Here is an 18,226-nt window from a genome sequence, read left to right as displayed (position 1 = left end):
TCGTTGTCCTAAAATACAAGTCATATATCTTGTTTCCCCTCATAAATTTAAACATAGGAATTTGTCTACAAAGGTGGCGAAGCCTCATCATGAAAATTCGAATTTGTGCCACGTTCATGTTGTTTCTATTTATATGTTTACCTTTTTCAGTTTTTGCAAAAGGAGAGGAGGCAAAGGAAAGGGTCGTTTCACTTGTATATGATGATTCGGGCAGCATGAGAAATAACGATCGCTGGAAGTATGCCAATTACGCCTTGCAAAGTTTAGTTGCGCTATTAGATGAGAAAGATAAATTTTCTTACGTTCCAATGAGTAAGCCAAATGATCCGTTAAACATTTCGTTAACAAAGGATCAAAGGCAAACAGAAATTAATGGAATCGGCGCGTGGAAAACATATTTAAATACTCCATTTAGCGCAGTAGAAACGGCGATGCAATCTATAGAGAAGGAAGCAGATATAGATGGGAAACGTGAATTTTGGCTTATTGTATTAACTGACGGGGCATTTAATGATTTGGAGAAAGATAAGATTGGCGGAAAAGAACAAATTACACAGAAGTTAGCGCAGTTTAAGAAAGAGATGGATTCTAAAAAGATCTCTTTACACCCAGTCTTAATCACGATGGAAGAGGATTTAGGGCAGCAAGAAAAAGAGCAGTTAAATACGTTTAAAGAGATTTGGAAAAAAGAAATGAATGGAGTTGTCATGCCGTCTAGCGGTGAGGATGGTATTGTACAAAGTGTGAATCAAGTGGCAGCATTAGTTGCAAATCGTGATCCATTTTCTTCTGTTGAGTCGATTGTCAAAACGAAAATAGTAGGGAAAAAAGTAGAGATTACAACACCATTTCCATTAAAGCGTATGACGCTTGTACGACAATCACCTTCTTTGTCTAATTATAAAGTTATGCAACTTTCCAAACCGTTACAATTGCAGTCTTCTTTTTCTATACATGCACCAGGAGAAGCTAAATTATTCGGAAATATAGTGCATGTAAGTACAGCGAACCAGGAAGTGATTAAGCCAGGGACATATACGATAGAAGTGGATCAGGACATTGAGAAAGAGGGATTACAAGTACTTGTTGAACCAGCGCTTAATTATACTGTTTCTACGTACGACAAAGATGATAAAGATAGAAAAACGCTTGAAAAAATGTATGAAGGTGTGACAGCTGTTATTGAAGCGAAACCTACTGAATTACCAATTCAAACTTCTTATTTCGAAGCAGAAGTAGAAATAGACAGAAAGCAGTATCCGATGAAGTGGGATGATAAAAGACATGTGTTTTATTACGAGACACAGGTTGGTAAAGAGTTAGTACGCGGGAAAGTCCATATGAATATAAAGGGATTTTATAGACAGACGAAAGAATTCAAGATTGAACCAGCTGAAAAACCAAAATTAACACTTCAAGCTGTTACGAAAGATTATGAAGAAAAGGTAACAAATTTAGAAAATAGTAAACCATTTATTTTACAGCCCCAGTTAAATGGTAAACCGATGACAGAAGAGGCTGTAAAGAAACTATTAAAATCTACTGGTGTCACATCGAATCAATCGATCAACTATGAATTAAAACAGCATGGTAGTCAAGTTTATGTTTATCCTCGACCTTATTACTCCGACACATTCAATTTTACAGATACCGGCACCGTAGAGGCTACCATCACGATCAATGATTCAACATTACAAGAAGTAAAGGAAAAGATCGTACTGCACATTGAAAATGCGCCGTTTTTTGAGAAGTATGCGCTCATTTTTAAATTTGTAATTCCTATCACTTTATTACTTTTAATAGTAGGAATTATTATTTTAGGATGGGTTGTTCGTCCGAGATTTCATAGGAAAGCATTACTATATTACGAATGGGATCAAGAAGTAGCGAAAGATTGGCTTTATCAATCTGAACCAGAGTTACTTAAAAATAAATGGTGGAAGCACTATTTTGGCATTCCATTCCGAGCAGAAAGAAAGACTGTGCAATCTGTAACATTAATAGCGAAAAAAGGATCGAAATCTATATTTGTAGCAAAAGAATCGCAAGTAGTTGGGATGATTATTGATGGGATGTTTATAACAGAGGAAGAGGTAGGAATGGAGCATAAGACGTTGTATCCAAATGAACTTTTAGTAATTGATAGAGGATATGGTAAGGAGATTTACCGGTACGAATGTGAATAGTAGATAGGCTGTAAGAGGGGCGGAGGAGGCCCGTCTCTCTTTATTCTTCTTTTCAAACAAGCAAGAATAGGAAGGTGGTTCACATGACATTACAAGTTCCAACAATTTTAATTGGCTTAGGTGGAATCGGTAGTACTGTCACACATCAAATATATGAAAGATTACCTGAGGAGCGTCGTAAAAAGGTAGCAATGCATGTATTTGATACAGATGTGAATACATTGAGTAAATTTGATCATATTCGGAAGTTTAAGACGCAAACGAGTTCGAGTAAAACGCCGAGAGAGTATATTGCGGGAGATCCAACGATTCCAGAGTGGTTTCCGATGGACCCGACTATACTGGATAAACCGTTAACAGAAGGAGCCGGACAGTTACGCGTCATTTCACGTTTAGCGTTACGTGCTGCGATGAAAGAAGATAAACTCACATCGTTTTGGCAAGAAATCGAGAAGATTTTTCCAGTTACAAGTGATCAGACGGAATATGGTGTACGTGTCATTATTGTAACATCACTAGCCGGCGGAACAGGTTCAGGGATGTTTTTACAAATCGCATTATATTTGCGTGAGATGCTCCGGAAGAAATTGCAGCATCATAACATTTTAATTCGCGGTGCGTTTTTAATGCCAGATGTTTTAGTTAAGACGAGAACGGTTAGTGCGAAAGAGTTTGAAACTGTGCAAGCGAATGGTTATGCATCGTTAAAAGAGTTGCACGCTATTACGCTTGGATCGACTGGTGAATTATCCAAACGAGGCGGCGTAACGATTGAATTAGAATATCGTCCTGATCAAGTGGATGAAGATGGAAGAACAAATCATACGATAAAGCAGCATCATTTACCGTACAATTATTGTTTTTTATATGATTATGAAAATTTACATGGGCACCATTTGCACAATTTATCGGATTATATGGAGCAAATGGCAAATACGATTTATTTACAGTTATTTAGTCCAATGTCTGCAAATCATTTTGCACAAGAAGATAATCAAATTCAGCAATTGGCAGAATCGAGTGGGAAAGGGAGATATTGCGGAGCAGGAACGGCGAAGCTCATTTATCCGTATGAGCACGTTTTGAAATACTGTGCTTTAAAATGGGCGGTGCAAGGTTTAGATGAATCGTGGCTTCATTTAGATCAACTGTTTCAAGAGAAGAAGCAAAGATACGATCAAGATGTAAAACGTGGTATGCAGCGTGAACAGCCAGAGCGTGGGAAAAGTTATTTAGAAGATTTAGAGCATCTTGCTACTCGTCCAGAACAGGCTCATATTTTTTATAGACAAATGTTCAATGAGACGCGCGAAGGAGCAGAGGGCAGTAAGGTTGGTGTCGCGAAGTCTAAGTTGTTTTTAGAGGCTGTCGAAAGCTATGTACACCGTACAGTGCAAAAAGATGAAGAATTAAATCGCCTGCAGCATGAGTGTAAAATATCGGCTGCGAAGCTTAAAATGATGGAACAAATGAAGGGGGAAGTAGCGAGAGTTGATCATGCGGTTCGTTTATATGCTTATGCCATTCCGAGCCGTGTACATGAGCATGTGACTACTCTTTTATATGACATGATCGAATCAGATCGTTTTACACCGAGTGGCTCAGAAGGACAGTCTTATCAATTAAATACATGGTTTTTAAAGAAAACGGATCCTGTCCATCCAGTCGCAGCACGTTTTATGCTGTATGAAATTCGAAAGCAGTTAGTAGAGAAGATGAATCGACTGCATGAAAATAATGAACAAAAGCGTAATTTAATTCAAAACTACGATAAGAAATTTAATGTGAGTAATATTGATGGAACGGTAACGGCTGTTCGCCGCGTTGAAATTGCGCAGCAACAAGGCTGGGTCGGGAAAATGTTTTACAATCAGCAACGTGTGTTCAAAAAAGAATTTGAAGATATCGTAACGCAATATGTCCACAAATTAAGTGAGTATCGTAAAGAAATGTTATTAGAACTCGTGTATCAATCGCTATACCAAGCAGTTGATAAAATGATTCAATATTGGGAAAGGTTCTTTGATAATTTACACGAAACACGTGAAAATTTATTGTTTGAAATCCAAAAGCGAAGCAAGGAATTTGAGGGGAAAACGAACCCGACGAATGTATACGTATTAGCTGAAGAGAAATTGCAAGAAAAGATTTGGCAAGATATGCAGCAGCATTTAAATTTAGGTGTATTACCGAAAGATATATCGTCCGAAATTTATATGAGCTTGTACGGGGAATATTGTCGTGATGCGAAAGCCGAAGAAATTCAGTCGAAAAAGGTGGAAGACTTCTATCGTGAACATATATTGAGTTATTGTTATGATGAACTTCAAGTGCGCTATCGTGACAAACTAGAGCTTAATATCGTTGAAGCATTGCGAAAAGAAGCAGATTTCAAGAAACGTGATCGTGATGAATACGTTCGTGAAAAAATTGAAGATCTTTTCCATTTAGCAAGTCCGTTCGTTCCGAAAGTTTCTCATCATAGAGAGTTACAATATTGGGGCGTACATCCTTCTTTAAAACAAGAATTGCAAGAAGAGTTATTGCAAGAAATGTTTAAAGAAAAAGATACGGTAAACGAGGCGTTTTCACCATTTGAAGTGATTTGTTATCGTGCTCATTACGGATTATCGCTACAAGATTTTCCTAAGCTTTCATCTGGACATATTGCGAATGGCTTTATGAACGATAAAGGTGATTATTTTCAATCGTATTATCGCCGCGTGAACAAATTAAATAGTAAAAAATCTAGTTTGACGCCGCATTTAGATAAATATTGGCACTTACCAGCCTTTATGCCAGACTTGAATGCAACGCAAACGAAGTTAGATTACGATAAATGTAATCGTGCTCTTCTGTACGCGTATATGTATCGCTGGATTAGCCTAGTGGCTGTTGATGGACAGTTCGTGTATCAATATAACGGTGTTGGCCGTAGCTTTTTAATTCAGTCGATGGGGAAAAATATTTCAAGTGAAAGTTATAAGTTGCACAGAGCATTGCTTCATAATCCGTTTATTTATGAAAACATCTTGTCACGATTTGAAGAAGAACAAGAAAAGGCAATGATACAAGGTGGACATTTATATACACATGCATTTGTATTAGGCGCTCAAGATATAAGATGGCTCCGTAAAGAGCATGTTCATAATATTTTAGATATGATTTTAATGTATGACCGTGAGGCAAAATATGACCCGACGTTAGAAGAAACATCTGACGATTTGTTAAGGCTATTCCTTGATGAAATTGAGCTGTATTTCCAAAACTATTACGGAACAGGTGCAGATATGGTTGCGAAGAAAGAGAAAGAGATGTTTATGAAACAATTGTGGGATCGTTCGTATGCGAAAGGGTATGTGGATCCAAATAGTGCGCCTTATAAAAAATGGCAAAATATATTACATGTTCCCGATGAAGAAGAAGTGCCAAAAACGAATGTATAATGAGTGAAAAGGGAATCCTTAAGAATGACAATACAACTTTAGAAATGAGGGATTCCGATGCCATTTTTAGGAAGTGTATATCAAATATTTGGATTATATCCAGAAATTTATTATGGAATGATTTCAGCGGAAATCGCTGAACAACAAATGGAAGAACAGAAAGAACAAGAAAATCAAGAGACTGAATTATAAAACCATGCAGGCTACTCGCCTGCGTGGTTTTTTCGTGTTACAATAAAGCGAATTTTTTAAGGGAGAGAATAAGATGAAATGGATATACTTTATTATTATTAACGTTATAGCATTTAGTATGATGGGGCTTGATAAGCGAAAAGCGAAGAAAAAGCAGTGGAGAACGCCAGAAAGTACGTTGTTTTTATCAGCTGCAGCTGGAGGAGCGGTTGGAGCTTGGATTGGTATGTATATGTTTCATCATAAGACACATAAAAGTAAATTTGTCTTCGGTATTCCAGTGCTCGTTATTATAACAGTAGGAGTGTTTTTATACATATAAAGGATTTGCAAAAGGAATGTCGAAAGAAATGCAGATTGAATATTGGTAAAGTAAGCATGTGAGACTTTATAATGAAGAAAAAAAGAGAAGAGGAGAAAAAGGAAGATGGGGAGTCAAACAGCAGAGCAAAAGCAGGGGATTATATATGCAGCAGGTGCGTATACGATGTGGGGAGTCCTTCCGATTTATTGGAAATGGGTGGAGGAAGTACCGGCAGATGAAATATTAGCGCATCGCATCGTTTGGGCATTTGTTTTTATGTTGTTAGTTTTAGGAGTAACGAAGAGGTTTCGTCAGTTTGGTGGGGAGTTAGTGGCCCTTTTTAAACGACCTAAATTATTAATGTCATTAACAATTGCTTCGGTACTTATTAGTGGAAACTGGTTTGTATACATATGGGCCGTAAATCATAACCATGTAATCGAAGCAAGTCTTGGGTATTATATTAATCCACTTATAAGTATTTTACTTGGTACAGTTGTTTTAAAAGAGAAGCTTAATTTTTGGCAATATGTTGCGGTTGGTTTAGCTGGATTGGGCGTTGTTATTTTAACGATACGTTTCGGATCAATTCCATGGGTCTCTCTTTCACTTGCTTTTTCATTTGGATTATATGGATTAACGAAAAAATTATTAAATTATGATGCAACAATTGGGCTTACGATGGAAACGATGTTAGTGACGCCATTTGCACTTATATATTTGTTTATGACAGGAGTTCATGGCTTTGGTTCGTTCGGTTCTATTTCGGCAATATCAACGTTTCTTTTAATAGGGGCAGGTATTGTTACAGCGTTACCACTCTTTTATTTTGCTAAAGGAGCACAACTTATTCCGCTCTATATGATAGGGTTTTTACAATACATCGCGCCGACTATTAGTTTGATTTTAGGTGTGTTCGTTTTTGGTGAACATTTCACATCTACTCATATGATTGCGTTTTTCGGTATATGGATTGCTTTATTTGTCTTTTCAATGGCGAAAACAAAGTTTCTACTACAGAAGCAACCAAAATTCATTAAAAATAAATCAGCAAAAGTATCATAATGCGTAGTATTTTCTACGCATTTTTCTTTATACTTATATTATATAGAAATTCCATTATAGTCAGTGAGGAGCTGAAAAACATGGAAACAATTTTACATAATGATCCACTTATAGCAGCTATAATTTCTTGGTTTTTAGCACAGTTAACGAAAGTCGTTTTTAAATTAATAAAAACAGGCGAGTTTGATTTTGCTAAGTTCTTTGCTTCAGGTGGAATGCCAAGTTCGCATGCTTCGACTGTTACTGCACTTGCTACAGGTGTCGGAGTGGTGGAAGGTGTGGAGAGTCCAATATTTGCGGTTGCCGCTATTTTTGCCATTATTGTTATGTACGATGCTTCAGGAGTAAGGCTTGCGGTAAGTAAACAAGCGAAAATATTGAATGATTTTTTTCATGGTAGACAAACAGAATATAAAAAGTTAAATGAGCTCGTTGGACATACACCGTATCAAGTTGTTGTTGGTGCACTATTAGGAATTGTTGTCGGGGTTGGGTATTGTTTGTAAGCAGAATGTGTGTAATACACGTTCTGCTTTTCTTTGTTTTCATACATATTTAGATGAGTTTTCGAATATCGTATACGGACTTAGAAAAGGTGGGTGAGCGGTGTGCTACTATATGACAAAGTGCATGAGGAGATAGGGCGGAGAACGACTGCACTTCAAACGATGCAAAGGCAAGACGGAACGTGGCAATTTTGTTTTGAAGGAGCTTTGCTAACGGATTGTCACATGATTTTTTTACTCAAATTATTAGGGCGAAATGACGAAATAGAACCGTTTGTGAAAAGGTTAGTATCTCTTCAAACAAATGAAGGGACTTGGAAATTATACGAAGATGAAAAGGGAGGGAATTTATCCGCGACGATTCAAGCATATGCTGCTTTACTTGCTTCGGAAAAATATTCGAAAGAAGATATGAATATGAGGCGAGCTGAAATGTTTATTAAGGAACATGGGGGAGTTTCTCGTGCTCATTTTATGACGAAATTTTTATTAGCGATTCATGGAGAATATGAATTTCCTGCGCTTTTTCACTTTCCAACGCCAATCTTATTTTTACAAGATGACTCCCCCCTCAGTATATTTGGGCTAAGCAGCTCAGCGCGTATACATTTAATTCCGATGATGATTTGTATGAATAAGAGATTCCGTGTAGAGAAAAAGTTATTGCCAAATTTAAATCATATTGCAGGCGGGGGTGGGCAATGGTTTCGAGAGGAGCGGTCTCCGCTGTTTCAATCGTTGTTAGGTGATGTGAAAAAGGTAATATCTTATCCATTATCGTTACATCATAAAGGATACGAAGAAGTAGAGCGCTTTATGAAGGAGCGTATAGATGAAAATGGAACATTATATAGTTACGCCAGTGCTACGTTTTATATGATTTATGCTTTGCTTGCATTAGGGCACTCTATTCAGTCTCCAATTATTGAAAAAGCTGTGATAGGATTAAAATCTTATATATGGAAGATGGACAGAGGAAGTCATTTGCAAAATTCTCCTTCTACCGTATGGGATACCGCTTTACTTAGCTATTCATTGCAAGAAGCTAAAGCTACAAATGAAAATAAGATGATTCAAAGGGCGACGGAGTATTTATTGCAAAAACAACAAACTAAAAAGGTAGATTGGAGCGTACATGCATCATCACTTGTAGCTGGCGGTTGGGGATTTTCAGATGTTAATACGACGATCCCTGATATAGACGATACTACAGCTGCCCTTAGAGCGTTAGCGCGAAGTAGAGGGAATGATAGAGTAGATGATGCGTGGGGAAGAGGTGTGGAATGGGTAAAAGGATTGCAAAACAATGATGGAGGCTGGGGAGCTTTTGAACGAGGGGTAACGAGCAAGTTACTATCGAATTTGCCGATTGAAAATGCGAGTGATATGATAACCGATCCGTCCACACCAGATATTACAGGTAGGGTGTTAGAATTATTCGGAACGTATGCACCGAATGAATTGCTTGAAGAGCAAAAAAAGAAAGCTATCAAATGGTTAATGGATGTACAGGAACAGAATGGATCATGGTATGGAAAATGGGGGATATGTTATATATATGGGACATGGGCAACGATGACAGGCTTACGTGCATTAGGAGTGCCTTCTACTCATCCATCGTTGAAAAAAGCAGCTTCATGGCTCGAACATTTGCAGCATGAAGACGGAGGGTGGGGAGAATCCTGTCAAAGTAGTGTAGAGAAAAAATTTATTTCTTTACCTTTTAGTACGCCGTCACAAACAGCGTGGGCACTTGATGCACTCATTTCTTACTACGATCAAGAAACACCGATTATTCGAAAAGGAATTTCATATTTGCTTGCGCAGTCTACTATGAATGAAAAATATCCTACTGGTACAGGGTTACCGGGGGGCTTTTATATTCGCTATCATAGTTATGGGCATATATATCCGTTACTTGCTTTAGCGCACTACGTAAAGAAATATAGAAAATAAACCGAGAGATACTCTCGGTTTATTTTGATGGGTAGTAGGTCCCTGTTGAAAAGAATAAGGAACGTTGTAGTGCCTTATTTTTCTGTTGATTGGCGTTTTTGACGTGCATCAGCGGCATTTGCACGTGCGTTTGCTTCTAAGTCATTGTGGTCAGCGAGTTCGCGAGCGAACTCAACATCAATGCCATCGGCAGCTTTGTTTCGATTTACATTCTTTTTTTTCATTCGACACAATCTCCTTGTGTTTTATGCGGTGTTGCAAAGTTAGTTTGACACAAATAGACTTTTTTATACAAAGAGGATTTGGAAAGCATAGAGCCGAAATATACAATATAACTAATAGAAATGGGGGATAGAGATGGAATCATTGAATGGGAAAACAGCTGTTGTAACGGGTGCTGCGCAGGGGATTGGAAAAGAAATCGCACGAGTTTTTGCAAAACTAGGGGCCAAAGTATTAATTAGTGATGTAAATGAAGAGAAGCTACAAGAAACGACACGTGAATTATCAGATGAAGGGTATGATGTGAGTTTATATCGATGTGATGTGAGTAATCAAAATGAAGCGAAGTCGTTAATTGAATATGCGGTGCAAAAATTTGGTACATTACATATTTTAGTGAATAACGCTGGAATTACAAAAGATGCAATGTTACATAAGATGGAGAAATCAGCTTGGGAACAAGTATTACAAGTGAACTTAACTGGCGTTTTTTACTGTATGCAGCCAGCGCTTCTTTATATGAGGCAACAAGGGTATGGGCGGATTATTAATATTTCTTCTATTAGTAGGGAAGGAAATATTGGACAAGCAAATTATGCGGCTACAAAAGCAGGGGTTGTAGGTTTAACAAAAACAGCAGCGAAAGAGGTTGGGAGTTTTGGTATTACGTGTAATGCGATTTGTCCAGGATTTATGGATACTGATATGACAAAAACAATACCGGATAAAGTAAAAGAGAAAATGGTTGGAGCGATTCCAGTTGGAAGAATCGGAACGCCGGAAGATATTGCAAACGCAGCTGCCTTTTTAGCATCAGAGTATGCGTCTTACATTACAGGAGAGGTATTAAATGTGAGCGGTGGGTTGCAAGTGTAAATGAATACATAATGAAAAGAACCTGACCGAGTAGGTCAGGTTCTTTCTCGTTAATTTAAGTTAATCCAAACGCTCTTCACTTCTGTATAGTTGTTCAGCGCGTAAGATCCCATTTCGCGGCCAAGACCGGATTGTTTAAATCCTCCAAATGGAGATGCTGCATCAAAGACGTTATAACAGTTTACCCATACAGTACCAGCACGTACTTTACTTGCAACATAGTGTGCTGTTTTAACATTTTCTGTCCATACACCAGCCGCTAAGCCGAATTGTGATTTATTTGCACGTTCAATTACTTCATCAATATCGTTAAAAGGTATTGCAGAAATAACTGGACCGAAAATTTCTTCTTTTGCGATCGTCATTTCGTCATTTACGTCAGCGAATACTGTAGGAGAAACGAAGTAGCCTTGATCGAATGGATTATTTCCTCCGCAAAGTACTACAGCGCCTTCTTCAATCCCTTTTTCAATGTAGCTCATTACACGTTTTTGTTGTTCTTCGGAAACGAGAGGACCGATTGTTGTTTCAGGGTTAAGACCGACACCTTGATTTAGTTTTTTAGAATAGAGGACGAGATCAGCCATGACATTATCATACATTTTCTTTGGAATAAATAAGCGTGATCCAGCAGAGCATACTTGTCCTTGGTTAAACATAACACCAGAAAGTGCACCAGGAATCGCGCGAGATAAGTCGGCGTCTGGTAAAATAATGTTCGGTGATTTACCGCCAAGCTCTAAAGTAACACGTTTCAATGATTCAGATGCTTGTCGCATAATTTGTTTACCGACTGGAGTAGAACCAGTAAATGCAATTTTATCAACGAGTGGATGATTAACAAGTGCTTGTCCAGCTGATTCACCGAATCCAGGAACGATATTAATAACACCTTTCGGGAATCCAGCTTCTTCAATTAATTCAGCTAAGTATAGAGCGGATAGTGGAGTTTGTTCTGCAGGTTTTAAAACGATTGTACATCCTGTAGCAAGCGCAGCTCCCATTTTCCACATTGCCATAAGAAGTGGGAAGTTCCAAGGGATAATTTGACCGACGACACCAACAGCCTCATGGCGTGTATAGTTAAAGTAATCACCGGAAACAGGAATTGTTTGACCAACAATTTTCGTCGCCCAGCCAGCATAATAGCGCATATGCTCAATTGCAAGTGGTATGTCTGCCGCCATTGTTTCACGGATTGGCTTTCCGTTATCTAACGTTTCGAGCTGTGCGAGCTCTTCTTTATGCTCTTCCATTAAATCAGCGAGCTTGTACATAAGACGGCTGCGTTCAGCAGTGCTCATGCGTGACCAAGGACCTTCATCGAAAGCCATTCGAGCAGCTACCACAGCTTTATGAATGTCTTCGCGACCAGCTTCAGCAACGATAGCGAGTGTTTCACCAGTTGCTGGGTTAGGAGTTTTAAAAGTTTTTCCGGAAGCGCTTTCAATGAACGCTCCGTTCACATATAGTTTCTTTGTGCCTTGAAGAAATTTCTCTACCTTTTCATGAAGATTTACAGCTAGTTGACTCATTGTATAACCCCCTTGAAAATATAATTTAAACGCAGTACGAGACGGCGTTTATTCCGAAATCAAGGATGTAGGAACTAGATGGAAAGCCTCTAATTTAAATCATAATTAACAAATGCTGAAAATTCAAATTTCATTTGTGTTACAATTGTAAAAAATATGTAATGTAAGAGGGTCTTCTATATGATTATAAAAAATCCTGCTTGTTTTTGCTTTCTAGTAGGAAAAACTAGAAGAACAATGGTACAATTATACATCGTGAGAGGAGGGGGAAAATGAAGAATTATCATGATGATCCGCGCTTTCGAGTTGCCCATAGAGAAGCGTTAATTGGTCTTGGATTAGCTATTATTAATTTTATAATATGGTATGGATTTGCTTATGGGCTTGGAAGTAAGGATCCGAGTGAATATACATATGTATTAGGTTTTCCAGCATGGTTTTTTTATAGCTGTATCGTTGGATTTATCGTAATGGTTATTTTGCTTATTTTAGTTGTTCGTTTTTTATTTCAAGATATTTCACTCGATGAGGAAGAAAAAAGTGAGGAATGATAGATGAATTGGTATGTAATAATCCCAATGATAATTTCTTTTATCGTTGTGTTTTTAATTGGTGTATATGCATCAAGACGTGTACAAGCAACCGCTAATAATAAATTTTTACAAGAATATTTTCTTGGTGGGCGTGAACTTGGTGGCTTATTATTAGCTATGACGATGATTGCTACGTACGGTAGTGCAAGTAGCTTTATCGGCGGGCCTGGTATTGCTTACAATATGGGTCTTGGATGGGTGCTGTTATCAGCGATTCAAGTTGTAACAGGATATATCGTTTTAACGGTTATTGGTAAAAAGTTTGCTATTATCGCTAGAAAGATGGAAGCAATTACGCTTATTGATTATTTAAAGGGCAGATACAATAATAAAGCGGTAGTTGTTCTTTCTGCGTTATGTATTATAATCTTTTTGTTCTCAGCAACAGTAGCCCAGTGGGTTGGCGGCGGACGATTAATTGAGTCGCTAACAGGACTTTCCTACACAACGGCACTATTTTTATTTACATTTTCTGTACTTGTGTATGTGTTAATTGGTGGATTTCGTGCAGTCGCTTTATCAGATACGTTATTAGGAATCATTATGTTAGTCGGAACAACAATCATTTTAATTGCTACTGTCATTGCTGGTGGCGGAGTTGAAAAGATTATGCAGGAACTTATTCAAATTAATCCGAATTTAATAACACCGTTCGGAGCGGATGGAAGTTTAACGAAATCATATGTCACATCATTTTGGATTTTAATTGGAATTGGTGTCGTTGGATTACCGCAAATTAGTGTGCGTGCTATGTCTTATAAAAATTCAAAAGCTATGCACCAAGCATTAATCATTGGAACGGTTGTCGTCGGTACAATTATGATTGGTATGCATTTAACAGGTGTGTTTGCAAGAGTAGTCCTTCCAGGCATAACGGTACCAGATAAAGTAATGCCGCTACTCGCGATGGAAGTGTTGCCACCTTGGTTAGCTGGAGTTTTCTTAGCTGCACCAATGGCAGCGATAATGTCTACTGTGAATTCATTGTTATTACTTGTAAGTTCGTCAATTATTAAAGATATATATGTGAACTACATAAATAAAGATGCCGCGGATAGTACGATAAAGAAAGGTAGCCTATTGATTACTGGTATCGTAGGATTACTCGTATATGCTGCCGCTATTAAGCCACCAGACTTTTTAATTTGGTTAAATTTATTTTCTTTCGGTGGTTTAGAAGCAGCGTTCATTTGGCCGATTGTGTTAGGTTTATATTGGAAAAAAGGAAATGCAACTGGAGCTCTTGCATCTATTCTAGTTGGAGTAGGCTCCTATATGTTAATTCATCTTTGCTTCCCTAATCCATTTGGTATACATACAGTTGTTTTCCCGATTTGCTTGGCGTTTATCGCTTACATCATTGGAAGTATGAGTGTTGTGAAAAAAACAGTATAAGTTAGAAGAAAAACGTAGTCCATATAGGACTACGTTTTTCTTCTGAATTTGTTCTTTTCTATTCTGTATATCCATGGTTATTCATAAATTAATAACAACTGAGGGGATGGAGTTGAGGTCAATGAAAAAAGTGTTGTTTTTGGGAGACCCGGGAATTGATGACTCTTTAGCAATTATGTATGGATTATTGCATCCTGATATTGATATCGTTGGAGTCGTAACTGGATATGGGAATGTAACGCAGGAAAAGGCGACGAGTAATGCGGCGTATTTATTGCAAATAGCTGGCAGGGAAGATATACCTGTTATTAATGGTGCTAAAATACCTTTGTCTGGTGATTTTGTGACGTATTATCCAGAAATTCACGGCGTAGATGGCTTAGGACCTATTAAACCCCCAAAAGCTTTTTCACCAAATATAAAACCCTTTTGTGCATTTTTCGATATTCTTGAAAAGTATAAAGGAGAATTAATTATTGTTGATGCTGGTAGGTCAACAACATTGGCAACAGCTTTTATTTTAGAAAAACCGATGATGAAGTATGTGAAAGAATATTATATAATGGGCGGTGCGTTCTTAATGCCTGGAAATGTTACACCAGTCGCAGAGGCGAATTTTCATGGTGATCCTATTGCGTCACAATTAGTTATGCAAAATGCAAAAAATGTGACAGTAGTGCCGCTTAACGTTACATCCGAAGCAATTATTACACCAGAGATGGTAAAATATATTACGAAAAACTCTAAAACAAGTTTTAATAAGTTAATCGAACCGATATTTACGTATTATTATAAAGCTTATAAAAAGTTAAATCCCAAAATAACAGGTAGTCCAGTACATGACGTTGTTACAATGATGGTAGCGGCAAATCCATCTCTTTTAGATTACGTGTATCGTCGTGTTGATGTAGATACGATTGGAGTTGCGAAAGGGGAAAGTATCGCTGATTTTCGCCCGCAACCTGAAGCAAAAGCGTTGAAAAATTGGGTTAAAATTGGCTGGTCTTTACATTATAAAAAGTTTCTAGAGGATTTTGTGAAAATTATGACGTAGACATAATAGGAACATACAAGTTAAAATAATGGAGATGATTATTTAAATAATCATCTCCATTATGTTGTTTTTAAAAGATAAATAGAGAAGAGTTACACAATAGGAGAGGAATTTTACTTGAAAAAAACTATAGTATGCGCAGTGGTTGTGGGTATTTTTGTTTTGCTAATATCAGGTAACTTTTTAGTGAAAAAAGTTTGGAGTTCAAATAATGATGATGCGGAATATATAGCATCCTTTATTGAAGAACATAAAGATGAAAAAAATAGCGCGCTTCTAGTAAAGAGAAATGATAAAGTTGTTTATTCTGTAAATCCAAATGTTGTATTGCCAGTTGCTAGTACGATGAAATTAATTGTGGCGCTTGAATATACGAAACAAGTTACCGAAGGGAAAATTGATCCGTCTAGTTTCGTCTCAATTAATGATGTGAATCGTTATTATGTACCAAATACAGATGGTGGTGCACAAGACAGGTGGCAAAATTATTTGCAAAAAACAGGGAAGATAACTGAAGGAGCGGTTTCTTTAGAAGAAGTTGCAAAAGGAATGGTTAAGTTCAGTTCAAATGCAAATACTGAATATTTAATGGAATTGTTAGGGCTAGATAACATTAATCGAAATTTACAAAGCTTATCGCTCCCTGCACACCAACCACTATTTCCGATTGTTTCATCATTATATATTCCAGGATATTTGCATAAAGAATTACATGTTCCAAAATATAAAATAGAGAAAAAGTTAAAAGAAATGTCCCAAGAGCAATATCGAGAGTATGCCATGATTATTCATGAACGCTTAAAAAAGAAGGGACCATTATTACAGAAGGAAATTCCTCTTTATTTAGAGGAACGATACGACAAAATTTGGTCGGATAGATTGCCTGCTGCTTCGGCAAATGATTATATGGTATTGCTTCAAAAGGCAAATCATAAGGGTGGTCTTACAGAAGCTGAAGAAAAAGTGTGGGCGAATATCGTTGAAACAGATATGAGCGCAAAGAAATATCGTAAAACATTCAGGCATGCTGGACAAAAGAATGGTTATACACCATGGACGGTAACTAAAGCAGTTTATGCAATGGATAAACGCGGAAACTGTACAGAAATTGTTTTCTTAGCAAATAATTTAAATGAAGATGACAGTGCTGAAATACGTAAACACTTAGCAAATTTACATTTCCAAGTGTTGCAAAGTGATAAGTATGATGCGACTTTTATTAAATAAACTCGGTGCTATAAGCACCGAGTTTATTTTTACGTACAAGCACTTTTTTGCCATCCCTGGGTATGATGGGTAGTAATACTTAGTTGAGAGGGGAAAAGGTGATGAAACAGAGTAAAGAAGAGTTTATAAAGAGTGAAGGCGCTGATTTCCCTGGGAAAACATATGTGGATTGTGTATTACAGCACGTATTTAATTTTCAGCGTAATTATTTATTAAAAGATATGTTTCAAGTGCATAGGGCACATATTACTATGTTAACTGAAGAAAAGTTAATGAAAAGAGAAGAAGCGAAAGTTATATTAACCGCACTTAAAAAAGTAGAGGGGATTCCAAAGGAGAGGTTGCTATATACAGAGCAACATGAAGATCTTTTTTTCTTAGTTGAACATTTGCTTTCTCAAGAAGCAAAGTGTGAATTTGTAAGTAATATGCATATCGGTAGAAGCAGAAATGATATGGGTGTAACGATGTATCGCATGAGTTTACGGCAATTTGTATTGCGGTTAATGGAACATCATTTATTGCTGCAAGAAAGTATGCTGGAGCTCGCCGGTGAACATATGGAAACAATTATGCCCGCGTATACACATACACAACCGGCGCAGCCGACAACATTTGGTCATTATGTTTTGGCAATTTATGATACGATGCAACGAGATTTAGAAAGAATGAAAAAAGCGTATCATCTTTTAAATCATTCTCCAATGGGGGCAGCTGCCCTTTCTACAACAAGCTTCCCAATTAAGCGAGAACGAGTGGCGCAGTTACTTGGGTTTACAAATGTAATTGAGAACTCATATGATGCTGTTGCTGGAGCGGATTATTTATTAGAAGTTAGCTCGTTACTAATGGTAATTATGACGAATACGAGTAGGTGGATTCATGATTTTTTACTATTAGCGACGAAAGAATATGATGGGATTACTGTAGCGAAGCCATATGTGCAAATAAGTAGTATTATGCCGCAAAAACGAAATCCTGTTTCAATAGAACATGCCCGTGCTATTACGAGTAGTGCTTTAGGGGAAGCATTTACTGTATTTCAAATGATTCATAATACACCATTTGGCGATATTGTCGATACGGAGGATGACTTGCAGCCGTATTTATATAAAGGAATCGAAAAGGCGATTCGTGTTTTTTGTATGATGAACGCAGTTATTCGAACGATGAAAGTAGAAGAGGAAACGTTAAAAAGTCGTTCATATAAACACGCGATTACGATTACAGATTTCGCAGATGTTTTAACAAAAAACTATGAAATACCATTTCGGCATGCACATCATGCAGCAAGTGCGATTGCGAATATGTCATTGGAGCAGAAAAAGGAGTTACATGAATTAAATTTCAAAGATATAAATGTATACTTACAAGAAAATTTGAAAGTAAATTTATTAGAAGAAGAGTGGAAAGAAATTATATCGCCAGAAGCTTTTATTCAAAAAAGAAATGTATATGGTGGACCGAGTAAAAAAGAGATGGAGCGTATGATTAAAAATCGAAAAGAGTCATTTCAAAAAGAAGAAGAGGTATTTGAAAAGGAAAAACAAAGAATTTTACAAGCTGAAAATGATTTGAATACGTTAGCTTCGAATATTATTGAATCGTAAAAGAAGGATTTAATGAATTAATCGCCAATACTTAATTTAAATATAAATCGAGGGAAGAG

The 18,226-nt window shown here is 37.2% G+C and carries 15 protein-coding genes; 13 read left to right on the top strand and 2 right to left on the bottom strand.

The genetic code is table 11. The features are described 5' to 3' along the window. The first annotated feature begins 89 nt into the window (after window positions 1–89). From I6L50_RS23545 to I6L50_RS23515, 7 genes are all read left to right on the top strand, one after another. A complete protein-coding gene (locus I6L50_RS23545) occupies window positions 90–2,186 on the top strand; it encodes a vWA domain-containing protein (protein WP_219303282.1) in 2,097 nt (698 codons plus the stop codon). 83 nt (window positions 2,187–2,269) lie between these two features. After that, window positions 2,270–5,632, top strand: a complete 3,363-nt coding sequence (locus I6L50_RS23540; RefSeq protein ID WP_215551912.1) for a tubulin-like doman-containing protein — start codon at window positions 2,270–2,272, stop codon at window positions 5,630–5,632. A gap of 57 nt (window positions 5,633–5,689) precedes the next feature. Next, on the top strand, window positions 5,690–5,824 hold the full coding sequence (locus I6L50_RS23535; protein WP_002014348.1) for a hypothetical protein: 135 nt from the start codon (window positions 5,690–5,692) through the stop codon (window positions 5,822–5,824). Window positions 5,825–5,897: 73 nt separating this feature from the next. Beyond that, the gene (locus I6L50_RS23530) at window positions 5,898–6,146 is read left to right on the top strand and encodes a DUF1294 domain-containing protein (RefSeq protein ID WP_000871335.1); all 249 of its coding nucleotides are present in this window, start codon (window positions 5,898–5,900) and stop codon (window positions 6,144–6,146) included. A 105-nt stretch (window positions 6,147–6,251) separates the two neighbouring features. Continuing rightward, window positions 6,252–7,193, top strand: a complete 942-nt coding sequence (gene rarD / locus I6L50_RS23525; RefSeq protein WP_219303281.1) for an EamA family transporter RarD — start codon at window positions 6,252–6,254, stop codon at window positions 7,191–7,193. 80 nt (window positions 7,194–7,273) lie between these two features. After that, the gene (locus I6L50_RS23520; protein ID WP_000447809.1) at window positions 7,274–7,699 is read left to right on the top strand and encodes a divergent PAP2 family protein; all 426 of its coding nucleotides are present in this window, start codon (window positions 7,274–7,276) and stop codon (window positions 7,697–7,699) included. Window positions 7,700–7,801: 102 nt separating this feature from the next. Continuing rightward, window positions 7,802–9,655, top strand: coding sequence for a terpene cyclase/mutase family protein (locus tag I6L50_RS23515; RefSeq protein WP_219303280.1), 1,854 nt, complete (start codon window positions 7,802–7,804; stop codon window positions 9,653–9,655). Between the two features lie 74 nt (window positions 9,656–9,729). On the opposite strand, the gene I6L50_RS23510 is transcribed toward I6L50_RS23515, so the two are convergent. Then, complete coding sequence (locus I6L50_RS23510; protein WP_002066466.1) at window positions 9,730–9,879, bottom strand: YfhD family protein; 150 nt, start codon at window positions 9,877–9,879, stop codon at window positions 9,730–9,732. A 133-nt stretch (window positions 9,880–10,012) separates the two neighbouring features. Between I6L50_RS23510 and fabG the strand changes: the two genes are divergently transcribed. Next, window positions 10,013–10,753, top strand: coding sequence for a 3-oxoacyl-ACP reductase FabG (gene fabG / locus I6L50_RS23505; RefSeq protein ID WP_219303279.1), 741 nt, complete (start codon window positions 10,013–10,015; stop codon window positions 10,751–10,753). Between the two features lie 50 nt (window positions 10,754–10,803). On the opposite strand, the gene dhaS is transcribed toward fabG, so the two are convergent. Next, window positions 10,804–12,288, bottom strand: a complete 1,485-nt coding sequence (gene dhaS / locus I6L50_RS23500; protein WP_219303278.1) for an aldehyde dehydrogenase DhaS — start codon at window positions 12,286–12,288, stop codon at window positions 10,804–10,806. Between the two features lie 272 nt (window positions 12,289–12,560). Between dhaS and I6L50_RS23495 the strand changes: the two genes are divergently transcribed. From I6L50_RS23495 to argH, 5 genes are all read left to right on the top strand, one after another. Next, window positions 12,561–12,839 carry a YhdT family protein gene (locus tag I6L50_RS23495; protein ID WP_002014357.1) on the top strand — a complete coding sequence of 93 codons (279 nt, stop codon included), beginning with the start codon at window positions 12,561–12,563 and terminating at the stop codon, window positions 12,837–12,839. Between the two features lie 3 nt (window positions 12,840–12,842). Continuing rightward, the gene (gene panF, locus I6L50_RS23490; protein WP_016092055.1) at window positions 12,843–14,276 is read left to right on the top strand and encodes a sodium/pantothenate symporter; all 1,434 of its coding nucleotides are present in this window, start codon (window positions 12,843–12,845) and stop codon (window positions 14,274–14,276) included. A gap of 121 nt (window positions 14,277–14,397) precedes the next feature. Next, window positions 14,398–15,330 carry a nucleoside hydrolase gene (locus I6L50_RS23485; protein WP_219303277.1) on the top strand — a complete coding sequence of 311 codons (933 nt, stop codon included), beginning with the start codon at window positions 14,398–14,400 and terminating at the stop codon, window positions 15,328–15,330. A gap of 117 nt (window positions 15,331–15,447) precedes the next feature. After that, complete coding sequence (locus I6L50_RS23480; protein ID WP_002137672.1) at window positions 15,448–16,557, top strand: serine hydrolase; 1,110 nt, start codon at window positions 15,448–15,450, stop codon at window positions 16,555–16,557. Between the two features lie 101 nt (window positions 16,558–16,658). Next, window positions 16,659–18,167, top strand: a complete 1,509-nt coding sequence (argH, locus tag I6L50_RS23475; protein ID WP_219303276.1) for an argininosuccinate lyase — start codon at window positions 16,659–16,661, stop codon at window positions 18,165–18,167. Window positions 18,168–18,226 lie beyond the last annotated feature (59 nt).

This window comes from Bacillus sp. FDAARGOS_1420, from assembly GCF_019344915.1.
Classification (GTDB): domain Bacteria; phylum Bacillota; class Bacilli; order Bacillales; family Bacillaceae_G; genus Bacillus_A; species Bacillus_A mycoides.
Note: the sequence above shows the minus strand (reverse complement) of the source record. Positions and strands in the feature narration are given on the sequence as shown.

Excerpts from the sequence above, each read along its gene's own strand:
- I6L50_RS23545 (WP_219303282.1), top strand. The coding sequence starts at position 90 with ATGAAAATTCGAATTTGTGCCACGTTCATGTTGTTTCTATTTATATGT.
- I6L50_RS23540 (WP_215551912.1), top strand. The coding sequence starts at position 2,270 with ATGACATTACAAGTTCCAACAATTTTAATTGGCTTAGGTGGAATCGGT.
- I6L50_RS23535 (WP_002014348.1), top strand. The coding sequence starts at position 5,690 with ATGCCATTTTTAGGAAGTGTATATCAAATATTTGGATTATATCCAGAA.
- I6L50_RS23530 (WP_000871335.1), top strand. The coding sequence starts at position 5,898 with ATGAAATGGATATACTTTATTATTATTAACGTTATAGCATTTAGTATG.
- rarD (WP_219303281.1), top strand. The coding sequence starts at position 6,252 with ATGGGGAGTCAAACAGCAGAGCAAAAGCAGGGGATTATATATGCAGCA.
- I6L50_RS23520 (WP_000447809.1), top strand. The coding sequence starts at position 7,274 with ATGGAAACAATTTTACATAATGATCCACTTATAGCAGCTATAATTTCT.
- I6L50_RS23510 (WP_002066466.1), bottom strand. The coding sequence starts at position 9,879 with ATGAAAAAAAAGAATGTAAATCGAAACAAAGCTGCCGATGGCATTGAT.
- fabG (WP_219303279.1), top strand. The coding sequence starts at position 10,013 with ATGGAATCATTGAATGGGAAAACAGCTGTTGTAACGGGTGCTGCGCAG.
- dhaS (WP_219303278.1), bottom strand. The coding sequence starts at position 12,288 with ATGAGTCAACTAGCTGTAAATCTTCATGAAAAGGTAGAGAAATTTCTT.
- I6L50_RS23495 (WP_002014357.1), top strand. The coding sequence starts at position 12,561 with ATGAAGAATTATCATGATGATCCGCGCTTTCGAGTTGCCCATAGAGAA.
- panF (WP_016092055.1), top strand. The coding sequence starts at position 12,843 with ATGAATTGGTATGTAATAATCCCAATGATAATTTCTTTTATCGTTGTG.
- I6L50_RS23485 (WP_219303277.1), top strand. The coding sequence starts at position 14,398 with ATGAAAAAAGTGTTGTTTTTGGGAGACCCGGGAATTGATGACTCTTTA.
- argH (WP_219303276.1), top strand. The coding sequence starts at position 16,659 with ATGAAACAGAGTAAAGAAGAGTTTATAAAGAGTGAAGGCGCTGATTTC.